The organism is uncultured Campylobacter sp. (assembly GCF_937997535.1).
In the GTDB taxonomy this organism is placed as follows: Bacteria; Campylobacterota; Campylobacteria; order Campylobacterales; family Campylobacteraceae; genus Campylobacter_B.
The window spans coordinates 30,826-56,258 of sequence record NZ_CALKTT010000098.1 but is presented as its reverse complement, the minus strand read 5'-3'; the positions used below and the strand labels follow the sequence as shown (position 1 = coordinate 56,258).

Genomic DNA, 25,433 nt, shown 5'->3' with positions numbered 1-25,433 from the left:
CATACCCGCCTCCGTTAAATTTAGCGCCATTTTAATTAAAAATGCTGAATTTAAGAGAAATTCGTTCTGCCTTAAATTTCAGCTCCGTGTAGCAACGTGCTTGGAGCGCGAAATTTAAAGCGCAGCGCCGAAGCGATCGATCATAGGCTCTTTAGCGCCGCGAGTACGTTTTGTGCGTCTTGCTCGGGCTCTGCGATACGGCTAAAGCGCTTTATCTCCTTGCCGTCTTTAAAAATCAGGGTTTGGCGGTGGTAAAATTTCTTCCCGTCGCCGGTAGTGAAAGTCTCGAGCCGCAGCGGCGCTTCAAGCTCGAATTTTTCGTCGTTTATGAACTCAAACGTAGCGCCCGTAGCGCGCTTAAACTCGCTCGTGCCCGCCTCGCCCATACTGCCTACGGCGATAAGCTCAAAGCCGAGGGCTCTTATTTGTGCAAACGCGCTCTCGTAGGCCTTGCACTGAAGCGTGCAGCCCGTAAGCCCCGCTGCGCCGCGCAACTCTGCGGGCAAAAATTTGCCGCTATCGCCCATTTTCGGGTAGGTAAAAACCACGCAATTTTTCGGTAAATTTATCATCTCTTGCCTTTTGATCGAAATAGGTCGCAAAAATAGCATAAAAAATCTTAAACCCGCTTAACGGATGAAATTTTAATAAAATTTAGCGTAAAATAAGGGGCAAAATTTCGGCAAATCAAATTTGGAGTTAAATTTTGGATATTGACAGGGCGATAGAGGAGCTGGCAAAAAAGCAGCAGCAGTGCAAGATAAAATTTCTAAAACCGCTGATTTTATTGCTATGCATCGCGGTTTTTTCCGTCGGTTGGTTTATCCACGGCTTGATCCAAAACGAATACTCCTCCGCCGTGCTGATGTCCGCGATGATCCCGATAATTGCGGTAAGCTGCGTATGGGGGATTTTTGATGATTCCATCGCCAAATGGGAGTACAACGCCTTTTACAAAGACGCCTTCATCCGCGCCATCATTTCAGATATCGATCCCACCTTTAGATACGAGCCGCAAAGCGGCATAGACGAAGAAGAGTTCCGCAAAACAGGCATCTATCCGAACAATGAATTCGTAGCCGAGGATCAGATAGACGGCGTGTATAAAGGGGTGAAATTTAGCCTAAGCGAAGCGATAAAAATCTATGAAACGCGCGAGTCTATGGAGCTTGTAAGGCTATCTCAAAGGGCTAAAAGCGATCTTTCCGCAACTTTTTTGCTGTCGGCGATCGCGCTTTGGAACGCTTGGAGGCTCGGCGAATACGTGCAGGCCTTTAGCGGCTCGGTTTTGGTGTGCGAGTTTTATAAGAAATTTAAGGGGCGGACCATCATCGCGGACCGCTCGCCAGGCACAAAATTTTTAGGCGATCAGGAGCTGATGGACGACGTGATTTTCGGCGAGGAATTTCGCGTGTTCGCAAGCGATAAGATCGAGGCGCGGTATCTTTTGACGCCTAGCTTTATGGAGCGTCTCGGGGCTTTGAAGCTTAAGCTTGCGCCCAAGATCGCTCTTAGCGCGGCGTTTATGGACAGAAAATTTTATCTATTTTTAAACGGCGCGAAAAACCGCTTCGAAGCTGCGCTGTTTTCGCCGCGCACTACGCTAAAAGATGCCGAGCGGATAAAGGCTGAAGTTTTGCAGCTTCTTGGTATCATTGACGAGCTGCGTTTGAATGAAGGATTTTTTGGCGGCGCAAGCGAGAGCGGCGAGTCCGCAAATAGCGTGCCACTCGGCGGCGAAGAGCTGCAGAGATTGCGCGATAAAGGCTTGAGCTCGCGCGATCGCTGATTTGAATTTTAAAACGCCATCTCGCGGTTTAAAATTTAACGCTTTTCGTAAAATTTTAATCTCATCGCCCGCGTCTTTAAATTTAGCGCTTTTTAGAATTTGGCGTTTCTTGAAATTTGGCGTCTCTTGGAATTTAACGTGGCGCAAGCGAGTAAATTTTACCGCTTGCGGGTATCGGCTTGAAATTTTAAAATTTGATCTCGCGCACGGCAAGATATGCGATGAAATTTTACTCGTTGTTTCCCGCGATCGTTTCGATTAGTTTGCGTTTGTTGCGGCGGTTGTAGAGCACCGACGAAAGGAGCGATAGCGCGATGAATAAGATCCCCACGGTGCCCGTTATGATCTCGCTTACTTCAAATTTCAGCTTGGCAAACATTATAAACGCCAAACACGCGATGGCGTAGTGCGCGCCGTGCTCCAGATACGCGAAGTGCGACAGCGTGCCGCGAGCGATGAGATACAGCGTGATGGAGCGCACGAACATCGCGCCCGCGCCGAGGCCTAGCATGATGATGAAGATATTATCGCTTAGTGCAAACGCCCCGATCACGCCGTCAAAGCTAAAGCTCGCGTCCAGGGTTTCTAAGTATAAAAAGCCCGCAAGGCCGTTTTTTACGCCGTCCGTGCCGAAAAGTCGGTCGAAGCAGGAGATGAGCAGATAGAGCAGGATCGCGCCGAAATACGCTGCGCCGAGCGTCGCCGAACCCGTTTTAGCAAGCAGCGCAAGCCCCGCGGCTAGAGCGATCAGCGTGGGCGCGTTTGGAATGCGCTTTAAAAATCGCACGAGCCCGTTATTTTCGATTATGCCCAGCCAGTGTAGCTCGCGCTGCGCATCGAAGAAAAAATCGCAAAAGACCATCAGCAAAAACGCGCCGCCGAAAACGTAAATTTGCGCTTCGTTCTCGCTTAAAATTTCATGGTAGCGGTGCGGCTGCTTAAGCGCCAGCACGAGGGTTTCCCAAAGACCCAGATGCGCGCTTGCGGCAACGATTAGCACGGGGAATAAAAACCTCATGCCAAAAACCGCGATCGGAATGCCCCAGAGGATAAATCTGCTCTGCCACACCGGCGCCATATCTTTTAGCATTTTGGCATTGACTACGGCGTTGTCGAAGCTGAGGCTGATTTCGAGCACGCATAAAAGCGCGCAGATATAAGCGGCACCAGCACCGCCGATATAAAATGCGATAGCAAGCGCGATTAGGCTTACTACAAAAGAGGAGTAAAAATATTTCATCGCTGTCCTAGCCGATTTTTTGCGCGATTTTAGCAAAATTTAGCCCTAAATTCTATATAATTGCAAAAATTCCAAAAAAGGCAAAAGATGCTTACCAATCCCGTATTTATCAGTATCTGTGTGATGTGCGCGCTATGCTTGCTGAGGTGCAACGTAATGCTTGCGATCCTAATCGGCACGATCTGCGCCGTGCTCTCAAGCAAGATCCCGCTGGGAGACGCCATAAATTTATTCATAAACGGCAACCCTGAAAACGCCGGCAGCCTCGGCATGGGCGGAAATTTAGAAACCGCGCTTTCGTATCTGCTGCTAGGCGTCATCGCAAGCGCGATCTCAAAGACCAACCTAACGGCGATCTTGGTGCGCGCGGTGGCAAATTTAATCAGCGACAAAAAATACGTCTTTATCTTTTCGATCGCCTTTTTTGCGTGCTTCTCGCAAAATTTAATCCCCGTGCATATCGCCTTTATCCCGATTTTGATCCCGCCGTTAGTCAAGATCATGAACTCGCTAAAGATCGACCGCCGCGCGGTAGCGTGCGCGCTGACGTTCGGCTTGCAGACGCCGTATATGGCGCTGCCGCTGGGATTTGGACTTATCTTTATGGGGCTAATTGAAAAAAATATGAACGCAAACGGCATCGCGGTAAGCCTAAGCGACATATCGAGCGTGATGTGGCTAAGCGCCGTGCCGATGCTCGTGGGCCTCATCCTAGCCGTGGTCTACTACCGCAAGCCGAGGGAGTATGCCGAAACTAAAGAGAGCCTGGATGCGCATTTTAGCGAGCTTAAGATGGGTATGCGCGAATGGGGCGCTCTAGCAGGCATCGCGGTGTGCTTCGCGGTGCAAATTTGGATCAAATCGCTTCCGTTTGCCGCGCTTAGCGGAATTTTAGTAATGCTTGCGAGCAAAGGCATCGAGTGGAAGAAGCTCGATAGCGTATTTGACGAAGGCGTGCATATGATGGGCTACATCGCGTTTTTGATGCTGATCGCCGCAGGATATGGCACGATCTTAAAAGAAACCGGCGGGGTGAATGAGCTGGTGCACGTAGCGAGCACTTTAAGCGGCGGTAAGCTCGGCGGTGCGCTGCTGATGATCGGCATCGGACTGCTCGTGACGATGGGCATAGGCTCGAGCTTCGGCACAATCCCTATCATCGCTACGATTTATTGTCCGCTAGCCGCGCAGTTGGGCTTTAGCACTGCAGCGACGATCTTTATCATCGGCGTGGCCGCGGGTATCGGCGATGCGGGCTCGCCTGCGAGCGATAGCACGCTTGGGCCTACTGCGGGGCTGAATATCGACGGCGGGCATAGCCACATCTGGGATACCTGCGTGCCGACCTTTATTTTCTTTAATATCCCGCTAATTATATTTGGCATAATCTTTTCGATGATGCTTTGAAATTTTATAAAATTTAGCCGCGCGGCGGTGCCCGTGAATTTATAAATTTACGGACGCGTCCATTTTTAAATTTAGCTGCGCGGCTTTGTTTTTAAATTTGACCGCGCGATTTTGCCAAAATTTATCTGCGATACTCGCGCGGTTTGCTTAAATTTAGCCGCTTTAAATTTAACCGCTCGCGGCGTGTTGATGAAAATCATTGCTAAAATTTGAAATTTCGCATAAAATGGGCGAAATTTCAAAGCAAGGAGCGGCGGTGGAGCAAATTTATCCTTACGTGCAGATCGTCCATCTCATCTGCGCCATTATCTTTTTGGGCTACATATTTTTTGACGTCGTGATTTTTTCGCGGCTTAAAAGCGTGCTGGGCGCGGATTTTGAGCGCGTTAAAAAGGCGGTCGGCTCGCGCGCGATTAAGATCATGCCGGTTTGCCTTTTTACGCTGATAATTACCGGCGGAATGATGATGAGCCGCTGGGTCGGGAGCGCTAACGGCGGGTATTTCGGCACGCCGCTTCAAAAAATCTTTATGCTAAAAGTCACGCTCGCGCTCATCATCGCCGTGTGCGTAGCGATAAATTTAAGTTGCCGCGCGATGGGAAGGCCCGCGCCTGAGTTTTTGCGAGCGAACATCCACAAAATCGCTTTTGTATTCGGCTTCATCATCGTGCTTTGCGCTAAGCTGATGTTCGTAGTATGATTTATGGCGCAAAATTTAGCGCTGGCGGCACACTTTTATCGCGAAATTCTGCAGCGTGGCAAAGATTTAATTTCGCTTGCTTTTGAATTTTGTCGTTTGCTAAAAATTTTAAATTCCACGTATGTCTGCGCTAAAGCGCGAAATTTTAAAATTCCATTCCTTTCTCGTGCTGTTTTGTCAAATGCAACCTGCAAGATTTGATCTTATAAAATTTTAAAATTTCATCGCGAGTTTTAAAGCGCTCATAAAATTTCTCACCCAATTCTGCAGCTTTAAAATTTTGTAAAATTCTGTGGCTTTAAAATTTTGCAAAATTTTAAAAATTTTAAATTATATCGCTAGGATGCGGATGAGAATTCTAAAAAACCCGCGCAAAATCGAAGCAAACAATGAAAAAGCGAATTTATTTGGCGACTTTACTTACTATTTAATAATCATTAAAGATATAAAAAGCTAAAATTGCTTTTCGCCTGCGGGCGAATTTAATGTCTGCTTGCCGTTCGGGCGGGATTTTGAGGTTTTCCGTAGCCGTGGTAATGGTTTTGAAATTATTTATGAGAAAGGAAAAGGATGAAGAAATTTCTCTTAAGTCTGCTTGTCGCAGCTTTGGCTAGTAGCGCGCTTTGCGCAAGATCGCTCTCCGAGATCAAAAGTAGCGGAGTGCTTAGAATAGGCGTTTATGACGCGCAGCCACCGTTTAGCAAGATAGAAGACGGCGTGCATCAGGGCTTTGAGGTCGATATGGCAAATGCTATCGCTAAAGATATGCTTCCATCGGGCGGAAAGGTGGAGTTTACCTCCGTGCTTGCAAATCAGCGTATAAAATTCCTACAAGAAGATAAGGTGGATGCGGTTATCGCAACTCTTACCGTAACTCCGGAGCGCGAGAAGCAGATCGATTTTACGACCCCGTATTTTAGCGTCAATATAGGCATTTTGACCCGCATCGAAGATAAGATTAAATCCTTAAACGATTTGCAAGATAAAACTATTTTAGTTCTTAGCGGCGGTACTGCAGAAACATACTTTGAAAAGCAAGGCTATAATATCGCCAGATGTGATAACGCAAACGCTTGCTACAAGGCGCTAAAAGCTGGACAGGGCGACGGGTATGCCGATGATAACCTGGTCGTGCTGGCTTATCCGGTATTAGATAAAAAGGTTGAAGTAAATATCAAGAATTTAGGCACTTCGGATTTCTTAGCCATCGGCGTGAAAAAGGGCAATTCGGAGCTTTTGGATTTTCTAAACGGCGAGCTAATCAAGCTAAGCAAAGAGGGCTTTTTCAAAAATTCGTTCGATAATTTCATCGAGCCTTACTACAAAGGAACTGCAGAGAAAAAGTATTTCTTGCTAGACGATCTTTATAGCTTGCTGTAATTTTAAAAAGGGGGACACTATGAAAAAGATAATCCTAGCATTGGTGCTGGCTGTGTGCTCGCTTCTTAGCAACACTTTGACTCAAATCAAAGAAAAAGGGGTTATTCGCATCGGTATAGATGGCTCGTCTCCGCCGTTTAGCGTCGCTAAAGCCGGCGAATATAGCGGCTTTGAGATACTCTTAATCGAAGGGCTTGTTAAAGAAATTTTCGGCGATAAAGGCGGCAAGATAGAATATGTCGTAACGGTAGGCGATGATCGTATAAAAGCGGTACAGGATAACAGAGTCGATTTAGATATCGCGCTAATCTCGGTTACGAAAGAGCGCGAGAAGCTGGTAGATTTCTCCGATCCATACTTTAGCGTAAATATCGGCGTGCTAACTCGTAGCGACGATAATATCAGAAAGGTCTCCGATCTAAACGGAAAGACTATACTGGCGCAGCCCGGCACTACTGTGTTTGATTACTTTACGAAACAGGGCTATAACGTAGTACCGTGTGCGAGCGCGAATGAATGCTTTAATGACCTAAAATCGGGCAAGGGCGACGGATACGGCGATGATAATCTACTTGTATTTGCTTACGCTGTAGTCGACCGCAAAGTCGAAGTAAATATCAAGAATTTAGGCTCGACGGACTTCCTGGCCATCGCGGTGCAAAAGGGCAATACCGAGCTGCTTAACGCGGTAAATGCGGGACTAATTGAGCTAAGTAAAAAGGGTTTTTTTACAAAAATTTTTGATGAGAGTATTGAGCCTTTTTATAAAGGAACCATTGATAAAAAGTATTTCTTGCTGGACGATCTTTACAGCTTGTTTTGATTTAAAGCGGCGATGGATGGAATTCTATTCGCTGGCAAATTTTAGTAAAATTTAAAGGAATTTTATGAAAAAGATTATATTTGCGTTGTTAATCGCTTCGTGTTCGTTATTTGCTAACTCTTTAGCGCAGATCAAAGAAAAAGGGCTCATTCGTATCGGAATAGATGGCTCACTGCCGCCGCTTAGCGTCTCCGAGGACGGCAAATACAGCGGTTTTGAAATTTCGCTTATCGAAGAGCTCGTGAAAGAAATTTTCGGCGATAAGGGCGGCAAAATCGAATATGTTGTAACTCTAGGCAACGACCGTATCACAGCCGTGCAAGATAACAAGGTCGATTTGGATATCGCAGCCATCACGGTTACGAAAGAGCGCGAGAAGCTAGTGGATTTTTCAAACCCCTACTTTAGCGTAAATATCGGCGTGCTAACCCGCACCGATGATAATATAAAAACCGTAGACGATTTACAAGATAAAGAAATTTTAGCAGAGCCCGGCACTACGGCTTTTGATTATTTTAATAAGGAAGGCTTTAAGGTTATCTCATGCGCTAGTTCGAGCGAATGCTTCCGCGCATTAAAATCCGGTCGCGGCAGCGGCTATGCGGACGATAATATGGTAGTTTTGGGCTATTCGGTCGTAGATCGCAAAGTAGAGGTAAATATAAAGAATTTAGGCACGACGGACTTTTTAGCTATCGCGGTGCAAAAAGGTAACGACGACTTGCTAAACGCTCTAAACGACGGGCTTGTCAAGCTCAGCAAAAATGGCTTTTTCAAGAAAATTTTTAACGACAGCATCGATCCTTTTTACAAGGGAAAGGCTGAGAAAAAATATTTCTTGTTAGATGATCTTTATAAAATGTTTTAATTTAAAGGACGAAATATGAAAAAAATTCTACTAAGTATTTTGCTGGGTGCTGGCGCGCTTTGCGCTAACTCATTAGCAGATATCAAGCAAGCAGGCGAAATTCGCATAGGTTTGCAAGATTCCCAGCCTCCGTTTAGCTTCGATGATAACGGCACACTAAAGGGCTTTGAGGTTGACTTGGCAAATGAGCTAGTCAAAAATCTATTCGGCAATAAAAAGATCAAAATCGACTTTATCTCCGTAGCATCTAAAGATCGCGTTCCTTCACTGGAGCAAAACAAAGTAGATCTCATCATATCCAAGCTTACCGTCACAAAAGATCGCGTTCAGAAAGTCGATTTTTCTTACCCGTATTATTCAGTGCAAATTGGCGTGCTAAGCCGCAAGGATGATAATATTTCAAGAATCGATCAGATCGCGCATAAAAAAATTCTAAGCGTTAAAGGCACAACTGCCGAGGAGCACTTTAAAAACGCGGGTTACGAGATTGCGACATGTGCCGACGCGAATGAGTGCGTCGCCAGACTAAAGGCTGGCGAGGGCATAGGCTTTGCCGACGATAATACGGTCGTACTCGGATACGCTAGAAACGATGCCGCGCTTGATGCAAAAATCATCAACCTTGGCAAGGTAGATTATATCGCCGTTGCCCTATCTAAGGGCAATACCGAGCTGCTTGATGCAGTTAATAGCAGCCTGGTAAAAATGTATAAAGCAAAATTTTTTCACAAGGCTTTTGACGAGGATATCAAGCCATACTACGGCGGCAAGATCGATAAAAAGCACTTCACGCTCGATGAGGTTTATAGCCTGTTTTAAATTTAGACGCATTTAAAATTTTAAGGCGTCCTTTGTCGTCCGAACATACGCGCAGCTGCGATATTTGATCGCAGCTTGCTTTGTCGCCAAGGCTTCGGCGGCAATTTATAATTTAAATTCCGTATTTTTACGGATCCCGGTTGCGATATAAAATTTTATGATGTTTTGATATGCGGTTGTGAAAGGGCGCGACTTATAAAAGATAGCCGGTCGCAAGAAATTCTAATCCGAGTAGTAAAATTTTATATCCTTTTTCAGTTGCGTCGGCAGCACGTTAAATTTAGTCCTAAAAATTTTAGAAAAATGCGATAAATTATTATATCCGACCATTTTAGCAGCTTCGTTTACGCTGATTTGATCTAGACTCAATAGCTCTTTTGCAATCTCAAGCCGCTCATTTGTCAGCATTGCATAAACGCTCGTGCCGAAATATGCTTTAAAATCCTTTTTTAGTGCAAATTCGTTCGTGGCACAAAGATGAGCGAGCTCCTTAATGCTAGGTGGATTTTGCATATTTTCGAGTAATATTTTCTTTGCTTTTTGAACTGTTTTTATGCGATTTTCATCAAGGCTAAGCGCATTTTCGGGCTCATTAAATTTATGAAAACTTCTATAAAGCATCTCTAAAATTTTACTTTCCATAAAAATTTCGCGTATTTTGCCGTCGTATATCGCGGCATTTTCGAGCTCTTTGAGAATAATATTTTGCACGGCGCTTGTTTTAAATTTCTTCATGCAAACGGCTTGATCTAAATTCAAATTTTTTAAAATTCCCAGCTCATTTGCAAAAGCGGTGCTAAGCGCTATGCAGGAGCTTTTATAGTGTTTATTTTCAAGCTCGTGAACGCCACGCAATTTGCTTTGCATAGTTCCGAGCCAAAACTCACCTTTATTCAAGACGAATTGATCTTTATCCGATCTGAAGCAGATAGGATTTTCGCCAGTATTGAAAAATAAAAATGAATAGCGGCTGCCCCGTTCGTGGCGATGCAAAAGGAAATCTCTGCAAATTATATCACTGCTATAATATCCTATCTCTCCGCCCGTATAAAAAGAGCTAAAGCCGAATTTTATACTTTCGCTTTCAAGCTCGGTTTTGTTATACCCACATTGCTTAGACGGCTCAATGTCGTTAGATATTTTTTGCAAAAAATCGTCTAAACTTATCTCCTTGCTCATCTTATCCCTTTAGCGTTTAAAATAATCCCTCTGCCGTTTAGTATTTCTTGATAATGCATATCTTATTATAGTAAAATGAGTTTAAATTTTAATAAGAAAAGGGGCGTTTGTGCGCACAATATATAAATTATCGCTGATCGCTGCTATAGCGACAGCCGGAATATCGAGCGAGATAGAAAAACAGGACAAAAGCGTAAATTTGGGTGAAATTACCGTAGTCAGTGCTACGGGCTATCGGCAAAATATTCAAGACGCACCCGCTTCTATCTCCGTTCTTACGCAAAAAGAGATACGAAAGCGCAACTACCAAGATGTCTCCGCAATGGTAGAGGATTTGCCGAGTGCCTTTACCGCAACGCTAGGCGCTGCATCGAGAAAAGGCATAAGCCTAAGAGGCCTATCTCAAAAATATACGAAAATTTTAATCGACGGCAAACCTGCGACTAGCGATAGTGCTTATAAAGGATTAAGAAGTATCGGCAGCAGCCAGAATTTCTTGCCTCCCGCAAATGCGATAGAGCGCATAGAGGTCATCCGCGGTCCTATGAGCTCGCTTTACGGCAGCGACGCTATGGGCGGGGTAATAAATATCATCACCAAGGGCTTTTCAAATGAGCCTAGCGGCAATGTAAACGGATACTATACTTTTGCTAAAAAATCGCAAATAAAAGGTGATTATCAAACAGGTTTTTATCTAAACGGGGCTATCGTCCCGGACGTGCTAGGTATCGCACTTTACGGCAGATTTTTTGAAAAGATAGAGGACAAAGAGCCTTATGCGAATAGAAATAATGAAGAGACGAATATAGGCGCAAAACTGATGTATAACGTAACGCAAAATGATGAGGTAACGCTTGATTATCGTAAAGTAAATAATAAATTTAGGCGTACATACGGGCGTACGCGAACAACCTCGGGAGGCAATAACGATATTGCGAAAGAGGATATGAAAGGCTACACTGCAAGCCTGTCTCACCAGGGAAAATACGATAAGTTTATGATAGATAGCTACGCAAATTACGATAGCATGAAAGAAAGCGGCGCCCAGGATCTGCGTCTTAGAACGACTACGCTAAATTCTAAAGGCTCATATTTTTTCGATTCAAATGCTTTGAGTTTGGGCGTGCAATACCGAAGCGAGAGATTAAACGAAGCCGCTACTACCGCAGATGAGGCAAATGTCAAAAGATGGGATTATTCGATCTACGGCGAGGATGATTTTTATCTAACTGATGATTTAACACTAACCGGCGGAATCAGATATAACCGCGATAAAGACTACGGCGGCCATATATCGCCGCGCGCTTATGCCGTTTATCGTTTAAACGAAAGTTTTTCTATTAAAGGTGGCATTTCGACGGGATATTCAACTCCGGATATTAAGCAGCGTAGCGAGGGCCTTGCCCTGCCATTTGCAGGAGGCCAGGGAGCGCAGATAGGCAGAAGCTCTCTAAAGCCTGAAAGCAGCATAAGCTACGAAGGCGGGTTTTCTTACGACGATAACGATAAATTTAACTTTAGCGCTACTGCGTTTTATACCAAAATCAAAGATGGAATTTCTACGAAATTAATTTGCCGTCCAAGACCGGGAAATCCTTGCGTGCATAACGGCAAAACTTACAGGCGCGGTATTTGGGATACTATAAATATTGGAGAAGCTGAGGTTAGGGGTCTAGAGCTAAGTAGCGATTATCAAATTTTAGATAATTTGAAGCTGCATGCAAACTACGCCTATACGAAATCCGAGCAAAAAACGGGTAGCGAGAAGGGTAAAACCTTAAATAATTTTCCAATCCATTCGGTAAAGCTAGGATTTGATTACGACGTAAGCTCCAAGCTAAACTTATGGTCGCAAATAAATTATTATAGTAGGACGCGCGATAGCCTAAGCTACGATGAGGATATCCGCTCATACACGCTTTTTGATCTGGGCACGAGCTATAAAGTCACAAAAGACGCAAGTTTAAATTTTACGCTTTATAACATATTCAACGAATTCGTACTAACGCGCTCGGGAAATTATCAAATGATGGTTGTAGACGGGATGAAGGCGCAGGTTGGATTTAACGTGAATTTTTAAATTCGCGACGCATAAATTTCGTCCGCGGATTTAAAATTTAAGGAAATTAATGGCGATTCTAAAAAGGAAAAAATTTTGGTTCAACGTCCATCTTGTTTTGACGCTTATATGCTGTGTGCCGATCTTAATCATAGCCCTTAGCGGCGCTATTATCTCGTATCATGATGAGATTATAGATGCGTTAAATCAAAGCAAATCTTTCGTGAGCCCGAGCGAAAAAGACGCTCTTAAGCCCGCCAAAATTTTAAATATTTTCAGAAAAGCCAAGCCCGGTTTTACGCTTAGTTATTATAGAATTCCTCAAAACAAAAACGAAGCGATTAGGCTTTCCGGTACAGATTCTGGCGGTGAGTTTAAATCATATTTTATAGATCCTTATAGCGGTGAAATTACTTCGGAAAACATAGGCGATAAGTTTATCGGCGTAATGCTAAACCTACATACCAATCTGGGATTTGGGTTAAGCAAAAACGAAACTCTGCGGCTAATAGGCAAAAATATCGTAGCGCTTAGCACAATTATGTTTATTTTAGTCTTAATTTCAGGCGTGGTGATCTATTATCCTAGCTTTAGAGGAAAGATTTTACGCGCATTTAGGATAAATTTTAAAGCGAGAGGTTACGCGTTTTTATATAGCTTGCACGGCGCAGTCGGAGTTTTGCTGCTGCCCGTTTTACTTACGATAAGCGCTAGCGGGCTTTATTGGTCGTATGATTGGATAGCCAAAATCACCAACAGAGCGCTAGGGGAAAAGGAAATTTTTAGAAAAACGAGCTTTACCGAAGTGCGAGGATTTTCGCTTGAGGATGAAGATAAAATTTTAAATTTTCAGACGGCATTTGATATTTTTAAGCGTGAACGCGGTGAAAACTACGAATTCTTCAATATTATCGCTCAAAAAGATGGAGAAAATTTTATGATCTTTTATTTCGATAAAGGCGAAAAGAGCGAAGAGCATATGAATACGATGAGTATAAACGTTAAAAAGGGCATCTTGCGGCATGCTCGCTATGACGATGCGAAAAGCACCATGCCGCGCCCTTTTGCTATACATAAAGCCGTTTTGAGCGTGCATTCGGGCTATATCTTCGGCGAGGCAGGTAAGTTCTTATTTTGCGTAGCGGCGATTTTAGTGTTATTTTTTATAGTTACAGGATTTTGGATGAGCATAAAAAGAATTTGCAAGAAAAGATAAATCCATGAATTCAAAGCGGAGAAATAGCTTATTCGCGGCGTAAATTTAAAATTTTACCCGAAACGGTATCGCTTCTTTTCAGCTAATAAAATTTATATGCGGTGCTTGAAATACTATGTGCAGAGTCTTTGTGAGCCTTGCGCCGCATCTTGATTTTTAAATTTACTTCGGCGTTTTAACTGCATTCATTTGCCGTTCATAAAATCCCTAATATTTTGCGCGATCATCTTTATCAGCCGTTTGCGGGCCTCTATGCTCGCCCATGCGATGTGAGGCGTGATGATGACGTTACGGCGATTTTTCACGCGCAGCAGCGGATGATCCGCCCTCATCGGCTCTGTTTGCAGCACGTCAAGCGCCGTGCGCAGGCCTCGCTCGTCCACGGCGCGAGCTAGCGCGTCCTCGTCCACGATGCCGCCGCGGCCGAAATTCATCAAGATCGCCCCCTCTTTCATCTTCGCAAGCTCCGCCTCGCCGATCAATCCCGCCGTTTTTGGATTTAGTGGGGCGTGGATCGAGATGATGTCGCATGCCCTCAAAAGCGCGTCCAGGCTCACTCTGGCGAACTCGCCGTTGTCGTTCGCGCCGCTAGTGGAGTAGTATCTCACGTTCGCGCCGAACGCGGCGGCGATGCGGGCGACCTTTGCGCCGATCTGTCCAAGCCCGATGACGCCGAATTCTTTGCCGTAAATTTCGCTGATGGGCGCGTCAATGTGGGTAAAAATTTCGCTCTCGCACCATTTGCCGCTGCTGCCGTAGTCTGCGTAGTATCCGAGCGCATTGGTTAGTGCAAACAGCGACGCGAAGGTCTGCTGCACGACGCTGTTCGTCGAATAGCCCGCCACGTTTTTCACCGCGATGCCGCGAGCCTGCGCGGCCTGCATATCGATGTTATTCGTGCCAGTGGCGCTAACGCAGATCAGCTTAAGCGCGGTTTGCGCCATGATCTCGTCCGTGATTAGGACTTTGTTGGTGATGACGACATCGGCGCCGGCTAGGCGCTGCGCGGTTTGCGCGGGCTCGGTCATCTCGTAGCTTTCAAACTCGCCCAAGCTCGCGATCTCGCTAAGATCGGCATCGCTTCCCAGCGTCGCGGCATCCAAACATACGATTTTCATATTTTCCCCTTTGCGTTTTAAAATTTTAAGTCGTAGTAGCGCGGCTAAATTTAGCCGTTAAATTCCGCCACGCGGTCGGAGCGCAGTGCTTAAACGGCAAATTTTAGCCTGCGAAATTTAGCTATTGCGGAAATTTCTCACAAAATTTTACTATCGCGAATTCTGCCCTCGCGAACTTTAATGCTTGTAGCGCGCGGAGCGTTAAATTTTAAAATTCTAACTCGCATCGAAATAAGCGGTAAATTTTACCGCCGCTGAAACCTGCGTCTAAATTTGAAATCCTAATTTACGCCGAAGCGAGAGATAAATTTAATCGCTGCTGCCGCTCGCATTTAAATTTTAAAATTTAGCTCGCGCGAATCTTACTCTGCACGAAATTTCAACTTACGCAAATTTAACCTGCACGAAATTTATCCGCGCAGAATTTTGGTCGTGCCGCTACGTTAAATTTCGCCGTAGCTTCCTAGCGTTAAATTTCACCGCCGCTCGGCGATAAAATTTACCGCCGCGAGAACCTTGTTGCCAAAGTTATCGCCAAAATGCTCCGTCCTAAAATTTCTCAAATTTTTAAAATTTGCTGCGCCGCTACTTCGCGTCCTCGATGTAGTGCCCCACAAATTTTGAGAGATTATCAAGTATCTCGCCGCCCTTGCGGAAGCCCAGCGCGCAGCCTTCGTAGGCGAAAAACACCCCCGCTTGGTAGCTCTGGGCGCGCTCGTCTTTGTTTAGCTCGTAAAATTCCTGATATAAAAATTTCTGATTTTCGTATTCTCCGCCGTTTTCCTCTATCTTTCTGCCGTCCGCGTCGAAAATCGCCACATTCGCCCCCTCGCGCGCCAAAAACGGCTTTTTGATCATCTTCTTACCGATGATCGGCGAAAAGGAGCTTTGTAGCAGCAGCGGGTGGTTCGGATAGAGATCCCACAGGATTTTCATAATCCCCTTGCTTTGAAAAAGCAGCGTGTATGCGGGGTTTAGGATGATCGCCTTTTGATTTTGCACGATGTTTTTTAAGATGAGCGCAAGCTCGCCCTCCTCGATCGCGATCGCCTCCCAAGGGATCAGCTTGAACCAATACTCGTAGTTTTCGCCGTCAAAAAACACGCCCTCTTCGTCGTTAAATTCCACCTCGTCCACGTAAGCAAAGCGCGTCTTAAAGCCCGCATCCTCCGCGGTCTGCTGCAAAAGCTTCGTCGTCTTTTCGTCCTCGACGTTGCCCGCAACGCTGCTAAATAAAATTTTCCACCCTTCGTAAAATTTAGAAAAATCCTCAAGCTCGCCGTCAAGCACCACGAGGCGCTTGAAATTATCGCGCAGCGCGTCGTAGAGGTCGTTGAACTGGCTCGCCTCGTCCATGCCGTTTTCTTTGAGCATCGCCCACTGGATGATCGCCGTCTCAAACACCGCCGTGGGCGTGTCAGCGTTAAATTCTATCAGCTTGATCGGCTTGCCGTCCAGCCCGCCCGCGAAATCGAAGCGCCCGTATAGGTGCCAGTGCACCTCGTTTTCCCAGCTTTGTTTGATTAGATCGACGAGGTTGAAGGGGATGCCGAGCTCGTGGAAGAGGTTATTGTCGATGACGTGCTGCGCGGCTGCGATAAACATCTCGTATAGCTCGTTCGCCGCTTCGTAATACGCATCCGCCTCAGCAGCGCTCACGCGCACGATCTCGTCGCTGACGTAAGGGGTCTCGTCGGCGTCCGTGTGCCAGTAAAAGCCGAGCTTTTCGAGATATTCGTTGCTTAACGGCGTTATCTTTTTTAGTTGCATAGATTTTCCTTTTTATGTAAATTTTAAAATTCCGCCCGCAGCGTAAAACAAACATAGCGCTAGTCGCTGCCGGCGTATCTTGCGAGCGCAGCGAAGCAGAATAAAACGCGAGCTACGAGCTCGCACCTCTAAGCGCGCCGGTTAATCAGAGCTCGGCGGGCGAGCGGTGCATTGCTACGCCGCAGAGCGGCGCCTCTTTTGCAAGAAATAGATCCTTGCAAGTAGCTCCTCCTCGGCTTCCTCAACAACTACGGTACGACTTAATCGCGCGATGCTGCGACCTGGATTTCGCTCAGGTAAAATTTACTCACTTTAGCACCGCTAGGCGATATAAAATTTGCCGTAAGAAGCGCTGCGATACGAAATCCGATTGCGGATGCGGTGATTAAAACTCTCGTCGCAGCACGGCCTCGCTCGCCTTAACGTCGCGTCGCAATATAAAATTTTATCGCACGACGCTGCCTTTCATATCAAAATTTCGCCGCGCGGCAACACCTCAGTAAAAAATGCGATCCGATACGCTCGGCAGCGGGCGCGAATTCCGCCTTATCATGACGTCGCCGCGGCAATAATTACAATGCTATACGCATAGTGACGCGTAATTTTATCTTGACGCAACCTCGCCGCGTAAGGATTACAAATCACTACGCGCACCGTAGAATTTTTTCTAGCGACAACGCATCCGAAGAACATTGCCCCCGAGCGATACGGAATTTCGTCGTATCAAATTTCACCAAAGACGTGCAACACGGAGCGCGCTTTCGTTTTAGCTAAAATTCTGCTGCGATGGAATTTTGCTCGCTTTCAAGCGTCGGATGTTAAAATTTAAACTCGCCGCGTAAAGTCGCCGCATATTTCAAAGCGCGCTTAGCCGCCGAAAAATCCGCCGCTCTTGCCGCTCTTGCTTCCGCCGAAAAATCCGCTCTTGCCGCTTCGCGCTTTGGCGTTTTGCTGCTTTGCTTGATTGAAGCTATCGACGCTTCTAGAATATGCGCTCGGGCTTTTGTAGGCGGTTTGGCGCTGACTTTGGTAGGCTGGGTTGTTAAACAGCTTGCCGCCGATCCATGAGCCGATGATGGCGCCTGCAGCGCTTGCCAAAATCGCTTCGCCCAGGCTCATGCCGCCGCTGCTAAGCTGCGCGTTTTGGTTGGTTAAATTTGAAGTGCCGGCGTCGATTTTAGCGTTTTCTTCGGCTAAAAGGGCTTTGGTTTCCTCATCGCTTAAAATTCTCTCCGTGCCGTCGAGCGATCTTAAGATGATCTGGGTTTTTTCGCTCGGAAATTCCTCTAAAATTTTATATTTTCCCGGCGCGACCTCTTCGAGCCGCACGAGCGCGCCTTCTTGCAGACGGACATTTTGCTCCTGCCCCCTATCGTCGCAGCCTGTTAACGAGCCTGCCATAACGAGCCCGAAGCCGCTTACCAGCGCATAGCTAGCGATTTTGCGTAGTTTCATTTAGATCCTTTCAGTGATTTTATATCTAAGCTTTGATTTATCAAAAGCTCGTTTCCCTCGACGCGGATAAACTCGCTCTTGCCGATGTTTTCGATGATTAAGCTTTGCGCTTTGAGGCGCTTTTTGCGTTTGAGCGATTTTACGAATTTTGCAAGGCTCGTCCATTCGCTACGATCGAAGGTTTTTTCTTTGATTTCGACATCATAGGGTTTGGCCTCGCGACTTTTGCTCGAAAGCAGCGGTTTGTCGAAAAATGATAAAAAATACCTGAGCTTCTCGTCGCGCTCTTTATACATCAGCTTGATTTCATCTTTCGAGGCGATTAAAATTTCCTCTTTTTCTTTGTGAAGTCTGTCCTTATCGCTTTGCAGCGCTTCGATTTTACCTTTTAGCTCGGAGATTTCTTTGATGAGATAGTCGATGAAGCTTTGAGTACCCGCCCCGCCGCCAGTACGCGAGCTTTTCGCAGAGCTTTGCGAAGCGGGTTCGCTTTGTTGCATTTCATCATCTAAAAGCACGTAGCGTACGCCTCCGCTTTCCTCGGCGCGCAAGGAATTTCTACGGATGCGGTTGTAGACGGCTTCTTTTGAAATTCCTAAAATTTCGGCTGCTTCGCCGATCGAGACTTTTTTCATACAAAGATGCCTTTTAGCGTTTTAGGTAATTATTGCTAAATTTGCCTAAAATAGGCATTAAACGCTTCGTTTACAAAGATAGATTCCGCTTTACCGCAGCCGGCGCGCGATAAATTCCGCTCGCTTGCGCCCGCTAGATATAAAATTTCGCTTCGCTCGCAAAAGCCGCGCAAATTATTTTTTTCTGAGGTTTTAAAATTTTAGCCCAATAATGTTGCTTAATTAAGTATATTTTTTATACACTTATGAAAAAATTTTAGTATTTCAAAGGAGGCGAAATGCCCGAATCGCCTAAATATAAAAAATCCGAAATTCGCTGTAAGCTCATTTTAGACGCGGCGCTGGAGCTGTTTTTAGCCAAAGGTTACGAGGCTACGAGCTTAAGCGATATCATCGAGCTTAGCGGCGGCTCGCTATCGTCGGTTTATAAGTATTTTGATAACAAAGAAAGCCTATTTTTGCGCATCATCGAACTGCAAAGTAAAAAGCTCGACGAGCGAATGAACGAGCGCATGCGAATCAATAAAGACCTAAAATTACGTGAGTATCTGCAGGAGTTTGCAGGGATTTATCTGGAGTTTCTTTTCGCTCCGGAGGCGATAAAATTCTACCGACTGATACTTTTCAGCGGCTTTAACGGTGCGCTTAGCTAGAGCCCAAAAATCTTTTTAAAAAGCGGCGTGCTGGGTTCGCCGAATGCGCTGGATGAGTATTTGGCGGCGCATGCGGACGAGTTTGCGCCCGGACGCACGGCAAAAAGCCTAGCGCTATATTTTTGCTTTTTGCTTAGAGAGCCGCATTTTAGCAGGCTGCTATTTTTCGACGAAAAGCTAAATTTTAAAGCGAGCGAGCTAATCAAGGACCGCATCGATATGTTTTTGCTCGGCGTAAAAAAGCGCTAATGGCGGAATTTTACGGCGTAAATTCCGCGCTTTCGTACTTCTAAATTTTATGAGCGGTTTGGGGTTTAGAATTTTGTAGCTTGGATTCTATCTGCTACCAAGCGCTATAAAACACCGCATATCCCGCGCTTAAAATTTTAATTCTATTGATGCAGAATTTTTAAAACGATTAGGGCCAAAATTTTATTTTCTGTATTAAATTCCGTGCCGCAGTTAGAATTTCGTCGTAAAATTTCGCGCCTCTTGCCTGCGCCTTTAAATTTGCGCCACGCAGATTTTAAATTTAATAAAACCTCTTATAATCCCGCGAAATTTTAGATCAAAAGGATAAAAAATGGATTATGATATCATCGTAATAGGCTTTGGCAAGGCGGGCAAAACCCTTGCCGCAAAATCCGCCGCGCTAGGCAAAAAGGTTGCTCTCATCGAGCGCTCGCCGCAGATGTACGGCGGCACCTGCATCAACGTAGGCTGCATCCCGACCAAGCGACTAGTTACCGCAAGTAAGGAAGCCGGCTTCGTAAATTTCAGCGTGCTCGGAGAGTATTTCGTGCTGAGCATGCAGAAAAAGGACGAACTCGTAGAGGCGCTGAGGGCGAAAAATTTAGCCATGCTAAAGAGTAAACCAAATATCGATGTAATCGACGGCGAGGGCTCATTTACGAGCGCGAATTCCGTGCGCGTGCTAAGTCCCAATGGACAAACGCGTGAAATTTCGGCAGAAACGATCGTCGTAAATACGGGCTCGAGGGAGGTCGAGCCTAGCTTTGAGGTAAGCTCGCAGATCGCTTATAGCAGCGAAGAAATTTTAAATTTAAAGATCCTGCCGAAGCATCTAGTAATCATCGGCGGCGGATTTATCGGGCTTGAGTTTGCCTCGATGTTTGCGGGATTCGGCTCTAAAGTCAGCGTGCTGATGCGATCGAAATTTATGAAAAACGAGGATGAGGACGTGGCTGCCAGCGTCAAATCCGCTCTACAGGCCCAAGGAGTGGAGATTATCGAGGGCTGCGAGTTTTTGAGTTTAAAGGGCGGCGAGCTGAAATTTAACCTCGCGGGCGAGAGCAAGACGATCGCGGCGGACGCGTTTTTATACGCCCTCGGCCGTCGCGCAAATACGAATGATCTAAATTTAGCCGCTGCGGGGGTGCAGACGGACGCGCGCGGCAATATCATCACGAATGAGCATCTGCAAAGCTCAGTTGCGAGCATCTACGCAGCAGGCGACGTGCGCGGCGGCGAGATGTTTACCTACACGAGCTTAGACGATTTTAGGATCATTTTTAGCGCGCTTTTCGGAGACGGCGCTCGAACTACGAAAAATCGCACGCCGCATGCAAGCGTGCTGTTTACCCGTACGCCGCTAGCTCGCATCGGCCTTAGCGAGCGGCAGGCAAGAGAGAGCGGACGCGAGATCAAGGTACTGAAGCTTTCGATGGCGGCGGTGCCCGGCGCCAAAGTCGTAGCGCACGACGAGGGAATGATGAAAGCGGTCGTGGACGCGACTAGCGGCGAAATTTTAGGCGCGGCGCTTCACTGCGTAAACGCGCACGAGATCGTTAATGAGCTGGCGATCGCCATGGCGCTGGGCGCGAAGGCAGACTTTTTCAAAAATCAAATTTTTACGCATCCTAGCATTAGCGAGGCGCTGAACGATCTTTTCGGGCAGTTTTGAGCTTTTAAACCTTTTTGCGTTTAAAGCTTTGATAGCAAGTGGTGCTCGGGCTTGGCGATGCCCGGGCGCCCTAGCGCAAATCGATCGTGAAATTTAATGCGCCGGACGAGTTAAATTTAAACTGGGTTAAATAATTTGAGTCCTTACCGTCCGCTTCTTTCTTGGATACCAAAGTTGGCTATAAAAGAGATGATTGAAATAGTTAATTGATAAAATATCCGCGTTTAGGAATAGCAAGATTACAATCTATTTGGCACTCGGTAAGAGTATGCGGATAAAATTTCTTCTCGCAGTTTATACAGGCAAAAACGATTTCGTCCGTCGCTTCGTTTAACATAACTCTATAATCGCTAGGCGACCATTGCGGGCATTCGCATGCCAAGTCCAAATCCACGCTAACTACCAAGCCATCAAATACAATCGAGTTTAATTCCTCGTAGACTAGTCTTAAGCTCTTTTGATCTTTCAGCGCTCTAATTTTGTTGATCAAGTGATATTTGTCCGATTTGATGATCTTTGCACCAAAGAATTTCTTTGCTTTTCCGTCGCCGTAAATTGATAGCTCGGTAGGATAATCTTTAAAATTTAACTTTAACAGCTCGTCCAAGCCGCAACCGTCGTATTCTTTCATAAGAAACAAAATTTTATTTTCCATAAACCATGTCGCTATGCAGCAGCATACTTGCTCGGGATTAAAAGGATGTAGATTTAAAATTCTATTTTCTAACGATACGCATAAATTTCTAATTTTGGGCTGCATTATTTTATCCATTTAACGGCTAAATTTTAGATTATACTATCTCTACCGATATTTGAGCGTCGATTTTGCCGCCATTTTCTTTTAAAATTTCAGGAAACCCCAATTTTATAATCTGCTCTTCGGAGAGGCTATAAGAATAGTGGATATTTGACTCTATGCTCAGCGGAGCGACTATTTTCGCAACTTCGCTAAAAGGCAGCTTAACGTCCAATAACGCCACGTAAAAGGCTTCCGTATCGCTATCAAAGACATTTATATAGCAGCCTTTTATATTTTTATCGCCACTATTTGGAGCTTTGATTATTCTTTCATGGCCGGCAGAGCAATCTAAGAAGTATGAAAAACCGGGCTTAACCATATCAATGCATCCAAAAGATCTCATCTGCTCTATGTTTAAGCTATAGCCATATACATAATAAGGATCGTCTGCATCCGATTTTACAATTTGTTTTATGTCTTCCAAATCAAGATCTATTTGCCGCGAATCGGCGTAGCTCTCATCGATACCGAAAGATGTTATATCATAATATGTCTTATAATACATATCGCGTATATGAAATTTAATTCGCTTATCGCTTAAAAGCTTTGGATCTATTTTTATACCGAGTTTTTCCGCATCCGATTTCGCAATCAATTCAGGCTCGAATATAAATTCTTTTCCAAAACGACCGCTTTGCCCTTTTGGAATTTTAATCCAATACAGTTCCCGTCCATCTCTTACCGGAAAAAGATAACGGAAAATACCTTTTACGCTTTTCATTTTTGAATCCTTCTTGTTTTATTTGCTTTCTCAACCCGCTTTAAATTTACGTTATGCTCGCTTGGATACTCTGCGCGTATTGAAATTTTAAAATCCGCGCCAAGCATCTTTCGCCTGACGGCTAGTACTTTCTTTTTACTATATCGTCTTTCTTTACGAAATACTCTTTTTGACCGCAAGGATAGTAAATTTTGCACCACTTGTCGCCACAACTTTCGATAGGAACAAGTCCCGCCAACCCTGCGTTTATCTGCGTAGGTATAAAATTTTGCTCTGTTTTAATATAAATTGTACGGTGCACGTTTTTTTTAAAGGCATAAATTTTGCTATCATCGATTTCATAATCTGCTCCGAAGTCGAAAATGCCTGCACACTGACTAACAAATCCATAATTGTTGCTTGTTAAAAATTTATTGGGTATCGGATTCATGCAGCCGCTAAATATTGCCATCCAAATTATGGTTAATGCTAATGTCAAAATTTTCATCTTATTTTGCCTCCTTTATCGGAATTTTATTTATAACGCCTTATGATATTCCTTGCAAATACATAATTTTAAAATTTTATACCTTAAGGCTGCGCCTATCTTTTAAAATTTTATTCCTCGTCGCGCCGATTTTGCACCCTATTTAGCCACTCTTTTTCAAATTTATAATATCTTTCAAGCTTTTTATTCTTTTCTGCTTGATTCCACTTTTCTATCTCGGCATAATCTTGCAGTTCACCTCCGCATTTAGGGCAAACCCTCCTATCTTTAACGTTCGAGAAATTATAAAATTTAAGACACCCTTTGCAACACATAAATTTAGGATAATATTTTATGCTTTTTTCGGAGCGAAATGCGAGATATAAAAAGAAAGCGCACGCCGCAAAACATAAAATTCCTATGATGATACGCAGATACGCGCTATCAAATTTTACCGATGCCATAAAGCCAGGCTTTATATCGACTTTTCCCAATAAAGCGGCCGCCAGTCCCCATGCGAAAAAAGCAAAAAAGCCGATCAGCGCAAAAAGTCTATTTAGCATTTTTATATTCCTCTATAACAAATCAAATTTCATCGCTTTTTAAATTTACGCCTTTTGATCTTTGGAGTTTTAGCGCTTTGCTCGGAGGCATTTCTTTTCCAGTAGTCGCCGTCATTATACTCCGTAAGCTTTTTGCCGCAGTCCGGGCAAATTTGATCTGTATCCTTGACGTCCTCGTACATGTAAAATTTAAAGCAGTCCTTACACCACATATATTTCGGGTATCTTTTTATGTTCTTTTCAGAGCGGAAGGCGAGGTAAAAAAACAAGATACTAATAAGTAAAACCAAAAATCCCGAGATAAGAAAAAGATATCCGATTTTACTTTGTATTCCTGCAGAATCATCCGTTGTAAAAATTTCTATAGATATTATTAAAAGGCTTAAACCTATCAAGGCATTAATCACTCTACCTATTTTTTTGTTTATGAAAATTCCTGCAGAAACAAATAATAAGCCGATGATGAAAATCTTGATAATATAGACCGGCTCAACTGCACTCCAGCCCCCGTATTTAAAATACATCTTTCCGCTAAAGCAGCCAAGAATACTTTCAAATACAAAAAATGCACCCAAAAGTATTAAACCTATCCTAGTGCTCATTTTTTATTCCCATAGTCTTTTTGAGATAGTTATCATCATGCCGATACAACAGGAGCCGATTCTATCTGACATTTTGCCGCTCCTTTTCGTTATGATCTGCTTCATTCATAGCGTTTTGCGCCATACCGCCCGATCCTTAAATTTGGACTTTATGAGAGATAAATTTTATTTTTGATCGCTCTAAATTTCTCATATGACAAACCTGGAATATTGTAAAATCAACATATAATCCTCGCTATAAAATTTTACTCTGTTTTTTCTATTGTAAATACTCATGCTTAGCAGATATTTGGCGAAATTTATGTAATCCTTCGTACTAGGAAAATAAAGCGTAACGCTTTGGTAGAATGTTTTAAAATTCAGCTCAAATTTATACTTATCCATATCGTCCGCTATATAGCACTCCGCTTCGTCCATTTTGATAAATTTCTCTATATCTATGCATAGTTGAGCGCTATTTTTTGCGAATCGCGCTCCTCCCACCCAATCTTCATAAGGAAAAAGCTCTAGGTATGAGATTCTTTCATCATACGATGATGTTAAAATGTTTTTTGCGAAATAATACATAGCCAAATTTGTAGTAAAACCCAATACCACAAGCTTTTTGTCTTCTAGAATTTTAATATCTAATTTATGATACTCATGCCCCATAAGTTCCTCATCGATAGTTAGAGGATCGTCTTTTATATAAATTTTATTCGGTAGCACTGATTTATTCTCCTTTTGCGCACTACGCCGTTATTCATCGAGCGCCGTCAAATATGATCCAAATCCCTTTGATTGCGGAGGATAATAACTTTTTCCATCTACATTGATGCTATTTATGTTCATATTTTCTCCAATATAAGTTCCGCCGAGCCCTCCTCAAGCGAATTATATTCATCCAGATGTATATGCGAATGTTTCGGCGCAGAATCTTGCGCTAAAGTAAGCAAATGCCTGGCAAGAGATATAAGCCCGCTTTTATTCGCCCTTATAGTAACTTCGTTTCCTAAAGCATTGACGGAGATCGCGAAGTCCTTTTCCCATTGTAGCTGTAGCCCCTTTTCTGCGCAGTAGTCTAAGGTTTTTATAACATACTGTCCCATATATCGCCGATACTCCTTTCTAAATTTAATCGATTGCCGATAGAATTTACCTCATCGATCGGTTAGCCGATCTCATAGTATTTTGGAAAAATTATATCTAAAATAAAAATGAAAGGGGTCGGAATAACTAAATTTAAGATAAGTGTTGTGCGCAAAAAT

Annotated in this window: 26 protein-coding genes; 12 read left to right on the top strand and 14 right to left on the bottom strand. The window is 44.4% G+C overall.

Annotation, left to right across the window (positions count from 1 at the left end):
• Positions 1–140: 140 nt before the first annotated feature.
• Positions 141–572: a redoxin gene (locus Q0117_RS09770; protein ID WP_297925799.1), complete on the bottom strand. Its 432-nt coding sequence runs from the start codon at positions 570–572 to the stop codon at positions 141–143.
• A 134-nt stretch (positions 573–706) separates the two neighbouring features.
• On the opposite strand from Q0117_RS09770, the gene Q0117_RS09765 reads away from it, so the two are divergent.
• Positions 707–1,789 (top strand): DUF3137 domain-containing protein, encoded by a 1,083-nt coding sequence (locus Q0117_RS09765; protein ID WP_297925792.1) that lies wholly within the window; start codon positions 707–709, stop codon positions 1,787–1,789.
• Positions 1,790–2,018: 229 nt separating this feature from the next.
• Here the strand turns inward: Q0117_RS09765 and Q0117_RS09760 are convergent, their stop codons facing one another.
• The gene (locus tag Q0117_RS09760; protein ID WP_297925785.1) at positions 2,019–3,029 is read right to left on the bottom strand and encodes a DUF475 domain-containing protein; all 1,011 of its coding nucleotides are present in this window, start codon (positions 3,027–3,029) and stop codon (positions 2,019–2,021) included.
• Between the two features lie 87 nt (positions 3,030–3,116).
• Between Q0117_RS09760 and Q0117_RS09755 the strand changes: the two genes are divergently transcribed.
• The 6 genes from Q0117_RS09755 (at position 3,117) to Q0117_RS09730 (ending at position 9,026) form a co-directional block, all read left to right on the top strand.
• Positions 3,117–4,436, top strand: a complete 1,320-nt coding sequence (locus tag Q0117_RS09755; RefSeq protein WP_297925773.1) for a Na+/H+ antiporter NhaC family protein — start codon at positions 3,117–3,119, stop codon at positions 4,434–4,436.
• A 256-nt stretch (positions 4,437–4,692) separates the two neighbouring features.
• Positions 4,693–5,136 (top strand): copper resistance protein CopD, encoded by a 444-nt coding sequence (locus tag Q0117_RS09750; protein ID WP_297925804.1) that lies wholly within the window; start codon positions 4,693–4,695, stop codon positions 5,134–5,136.
• A gap of 570 nt (positions 5,137–5,706) precedes the next feature.
• Positions 5,707–6,516 carry a transporter substrate-binding domain-containing protein gene (locus Q0117_RS09745; protein WP_297925768.1) on the top strand — a complete coding sequence of 270 codons (810 nt, stop codon included), beginning with the start codon at positions 5,707–5,709 and terminating at the stop codon, positions 6,514–6,516.
• A 19-nt stretch (positions 6,517–6,535) separates the two neighbouring features.
• Positions 6,536–7,339: a transporter substrate-binding domain-containing protein gene (locus tag Q0117_RS09740; protein ID WP_297925765.1), complete on the top strand. Its 804-nt coding sequence runs from the start codon at positions 6,536–6,538 to the stop codon at positions 7,337–7,339.
• 64 nt (positions 7,340–7,403) lie between these two features.
• Complete coding sequence (locus Q0117_RS09735; RefSeq protein WP_297925755.1) at positions 7,404–8,207, top strand: transporter substrate-binding domain-containing protein; 804 nt, start codon at positions 7,404–7,406, stop codon at positions 8,205–8,207.
• Between the two features lie 15 nt (positions 8,208–8,222).
• Complete coding sequence (locus Q0117_RS09730; RefSeq protein WP_005872862.1) at positions 8,223–9,026, top strand: transporter substrate-binding domain-containing protein; 804 nt, start codon at positions 8,223–8,225, stop codon at positions 9,024–9,026.
• A 222-nt stretch (positions 9,027–9,248) separates the two neighbouring features.
• On the opposite strand, the gene Q0117_RS09725 is transcribed toward Q0117_RS09730, so the two are convergent.
• A complete protein-coding gene (locus Q0117_RS09725; RefSeq protein WP_297925744.1) occupies positions 9,249–10,205 on the bottom strand; it encodes an AraC family transcriptional regulator in 957 nt (318 codons plus the stop codon).
• Positions 10,206–10,314: 109 nt separating this feature from the next.
• On the opposite strand from Q0117_RS09725, the gene Q0117_RS09720 reads away from it, so the two are divergent.
• The gene (locus Q0117_RS09720) at positions 10,315–12,285 is read left to right on the top strand and encodes a TonB-dependent receptor (RefSeq protein ID WP_297925737.1); all 1,971 of its coding nucleotides are present in this window, start codon (positions 10,315–10,317) and stop codon (positions 12,283–12,285) included.
• Between the two features lie 49 nt (positions 12,286–12,334).
• Positions 12,335–13,480: a PepSY-associated TM helix domain-containing protein gene (locus tag Q0117_RS09715; protein ID WP_297925731.1), complete on the top strand. Its 1,146-nt coding sequence runs from the start codon at positions 12,335–12,337 to the stop codon at positions 13,478–13,480.
• 185 nt (positions 13,481–13,665) lie between these two features.
• On the opposite strand, the gene Q0117_RS09710 is transcribed toward Q0117_RS09715, so the two are convergent.
• The 4 genes from Q0117_RS09710 to Q0117_RS09695 all read right to left on the bottom strand — a co-directional run bounded on the left by Q0117_RS09710 (position 13,666) and on the right by Q0117_RS09695 (position 18,458).
• A complete protein-coding gene (locus Q0117_RS09710; protein ID WP_297925724.1) occupies positions 13,666–14,598 on the bottom strand; it encodes a D-2-hydroxyacid dehydrogenase in 933 nt (310 codons plus the stop codon).
• Between the two features lie 585 nt (positions 14,599–15,183).
• Positions 15,184–16,368 (bottom strand): glutathionylspermidine synthase family protein, encoded by a 1,185-nt coding sequence (locus Q0117_RS09705; RefSeq protein ID WP_297925719.1) that lies wholly within the window; start codon positions 16,366–16,368, stop codon positions 15,184–15,186.
• Between the two features lie 867 nt (positions 16,369–17,235).
• A complete protein-coding gene (locus tag Q0117_RS09700; RefSeq protein ID WP_297925711.1) occupies positions 17,236–17,823 on the bottom strand; it encodes a UPF0323 family lipoprotein in 588 nt (195 codons plus the stop codon).
• Positions 17,820–18,458: a helix-turn-helix domain-containing protein gene (locus tag Q0117_RS09695; RefSeq protein WP_297925706.1), complete on the bottom strand. Its 639-nt coding sequence runs from the start codon at positions 18,456–18,458 to the stop codon at positions 17,820–17,822. The genes Q0117_RS09700 and Q0117_RS09695 overlap by 4 nt, the downstream gene beginning before the upstream one ends.
• A 278-nt stretch (positions 18,459–18,736) precedes the next feature.
• On the opposite strand from Q0117_RS09695, the gene Q0117_RS09690 reads away from it, so the two are divergent.
• The 3 genes from Q0117_RS09690 (at position 18,737) to Q0117_RS09680 (ending at position 21,035) form a co-directional block, all read left to right on the top strand.
• Entirely contained in the window at positions 18,737–19,111 is a 375-nt protein-coding gene (locus Q0117_RS09690; protein ID WP_297925698.1) for a TetR/AcrR family transcriptional regulator, read from the top strand.
• A gap of 27 nt (positions 19,112–19,138) precedes the next feature.
• Positions 19,139–19,360: a hypothetical protein gene (locus Q0117_RS09685; RefSeq protein ID WP_297925693.1), complete on the top strand. Its 222-nt coding sequence runs from the start codon at positions 19,139–19,141 to the stop codon at positions 19,358–19,360.
• Positions 19,361–19,694: 334 nt separating this feature from the next.
• The gene (locus Q0117_RS09680; RefSeq protein ID WP_297925687.1) at positions 19,695–21,035 is read left to right on the top strand and encodes an FAD-dependent oxidoreductase; all 1,341 of its coding nucleotides are present in this window, start codon (positions 19,695–19,697) and stop codon (positions 21,033–21,035) included.
• A 202-nt stretch (positions 21,036–21,237) separates the two neighbouring features.
• On the opposite strand, the gene Q0117_RS09675 is transcribed toward Q0117_RS09680, so the two are convergent.
• The 7 genes from Q0117_RS09675 to Q0117_RS09645 all read right to left on the bottom strand — a co-directional run bounded on the left by Q0117_RS09675 (position 21,238) and on the right by Q0117_RS09645 (position 25,274).
• Complete coding sequence (locus Q0117_RS09675; RefSeq protein ID WP_297925682.1) at positions 21,238–21,795, bottom strand: hypothetical protein; 558 nt, start codon at positions 21,793–21,795, stop codon at positions 21,238–21,240.
• A 31-nt stretch (positions 21,796–21,826) separates the two neighbouring features.
• Positions 21,827–22,555, bottom strand: a complete 729-nt coding sequence (locus tag Q0117_RS09670; RefSeq protein ID WP_297925675.1) for a hypothetical protein — start codon at positions 22,553–22,555, stop codon at positions 21,827–21,829.
• 121 nt (positions 22,556–22,676) lie between these two features.
• Positions 22,677–23,042, bottom strand: a complete 366-nt coding sequence (locus Q0117_RS09665) for a hypothetical protein (RefSeq protein WP_297925670.1) — start codon at positions 23,040–23,042, stop codon at positions 22,677–22,679.
• A 110-nt stretch (positions 23,043–23,152) separates the two neighbouring features.
• Positions 23,153–23,584, bottom strand: coding sequence for a hypothetical protein (locus Q0117_RS09660; protein ID WP_297925660.1), 432 nt, complete (start codon positions 23,582–23,584; stop codon positions 23,153–23,155).
• Positions 23,585–23,613: 29 nt separating this feature from the next.
• Entirely contained in the window at positions 23,614–24,186 is a 573-nt protein-coding gene (locus Q0117_RS09655) for a hypothetical protein (RefSeq protein WP_297925654.1), read from the bottom strand.
• 189 nt (positions 24,187–24,375) lie between these two features.
• Entirely contained in the window at positions 24,376–24,894 is a 519-nt protein-coding gene (locus Q0117_RS09650) for a hypothetical protein (RefSeq protein ID WP_297925647.1), read from the bottom strand.
• A 119-nt stretch (positions 24,895–25,013) separates the two neighbouring features.
• The gene (locus Q0117_RS09645; RefSeq protein WP_297925638.1) at positions 25,014–25,274 is read right to left on the bottom strand and encodes a hypothetical protein; all 261 of its coding nucleotides are present in this window, start codon (positions 25,272–25,274) and stop codon (positions 25,014–25,016) included.
• Between the last annotated feature and the right edge of the window lie 159 nt (positions 25,275–25,433).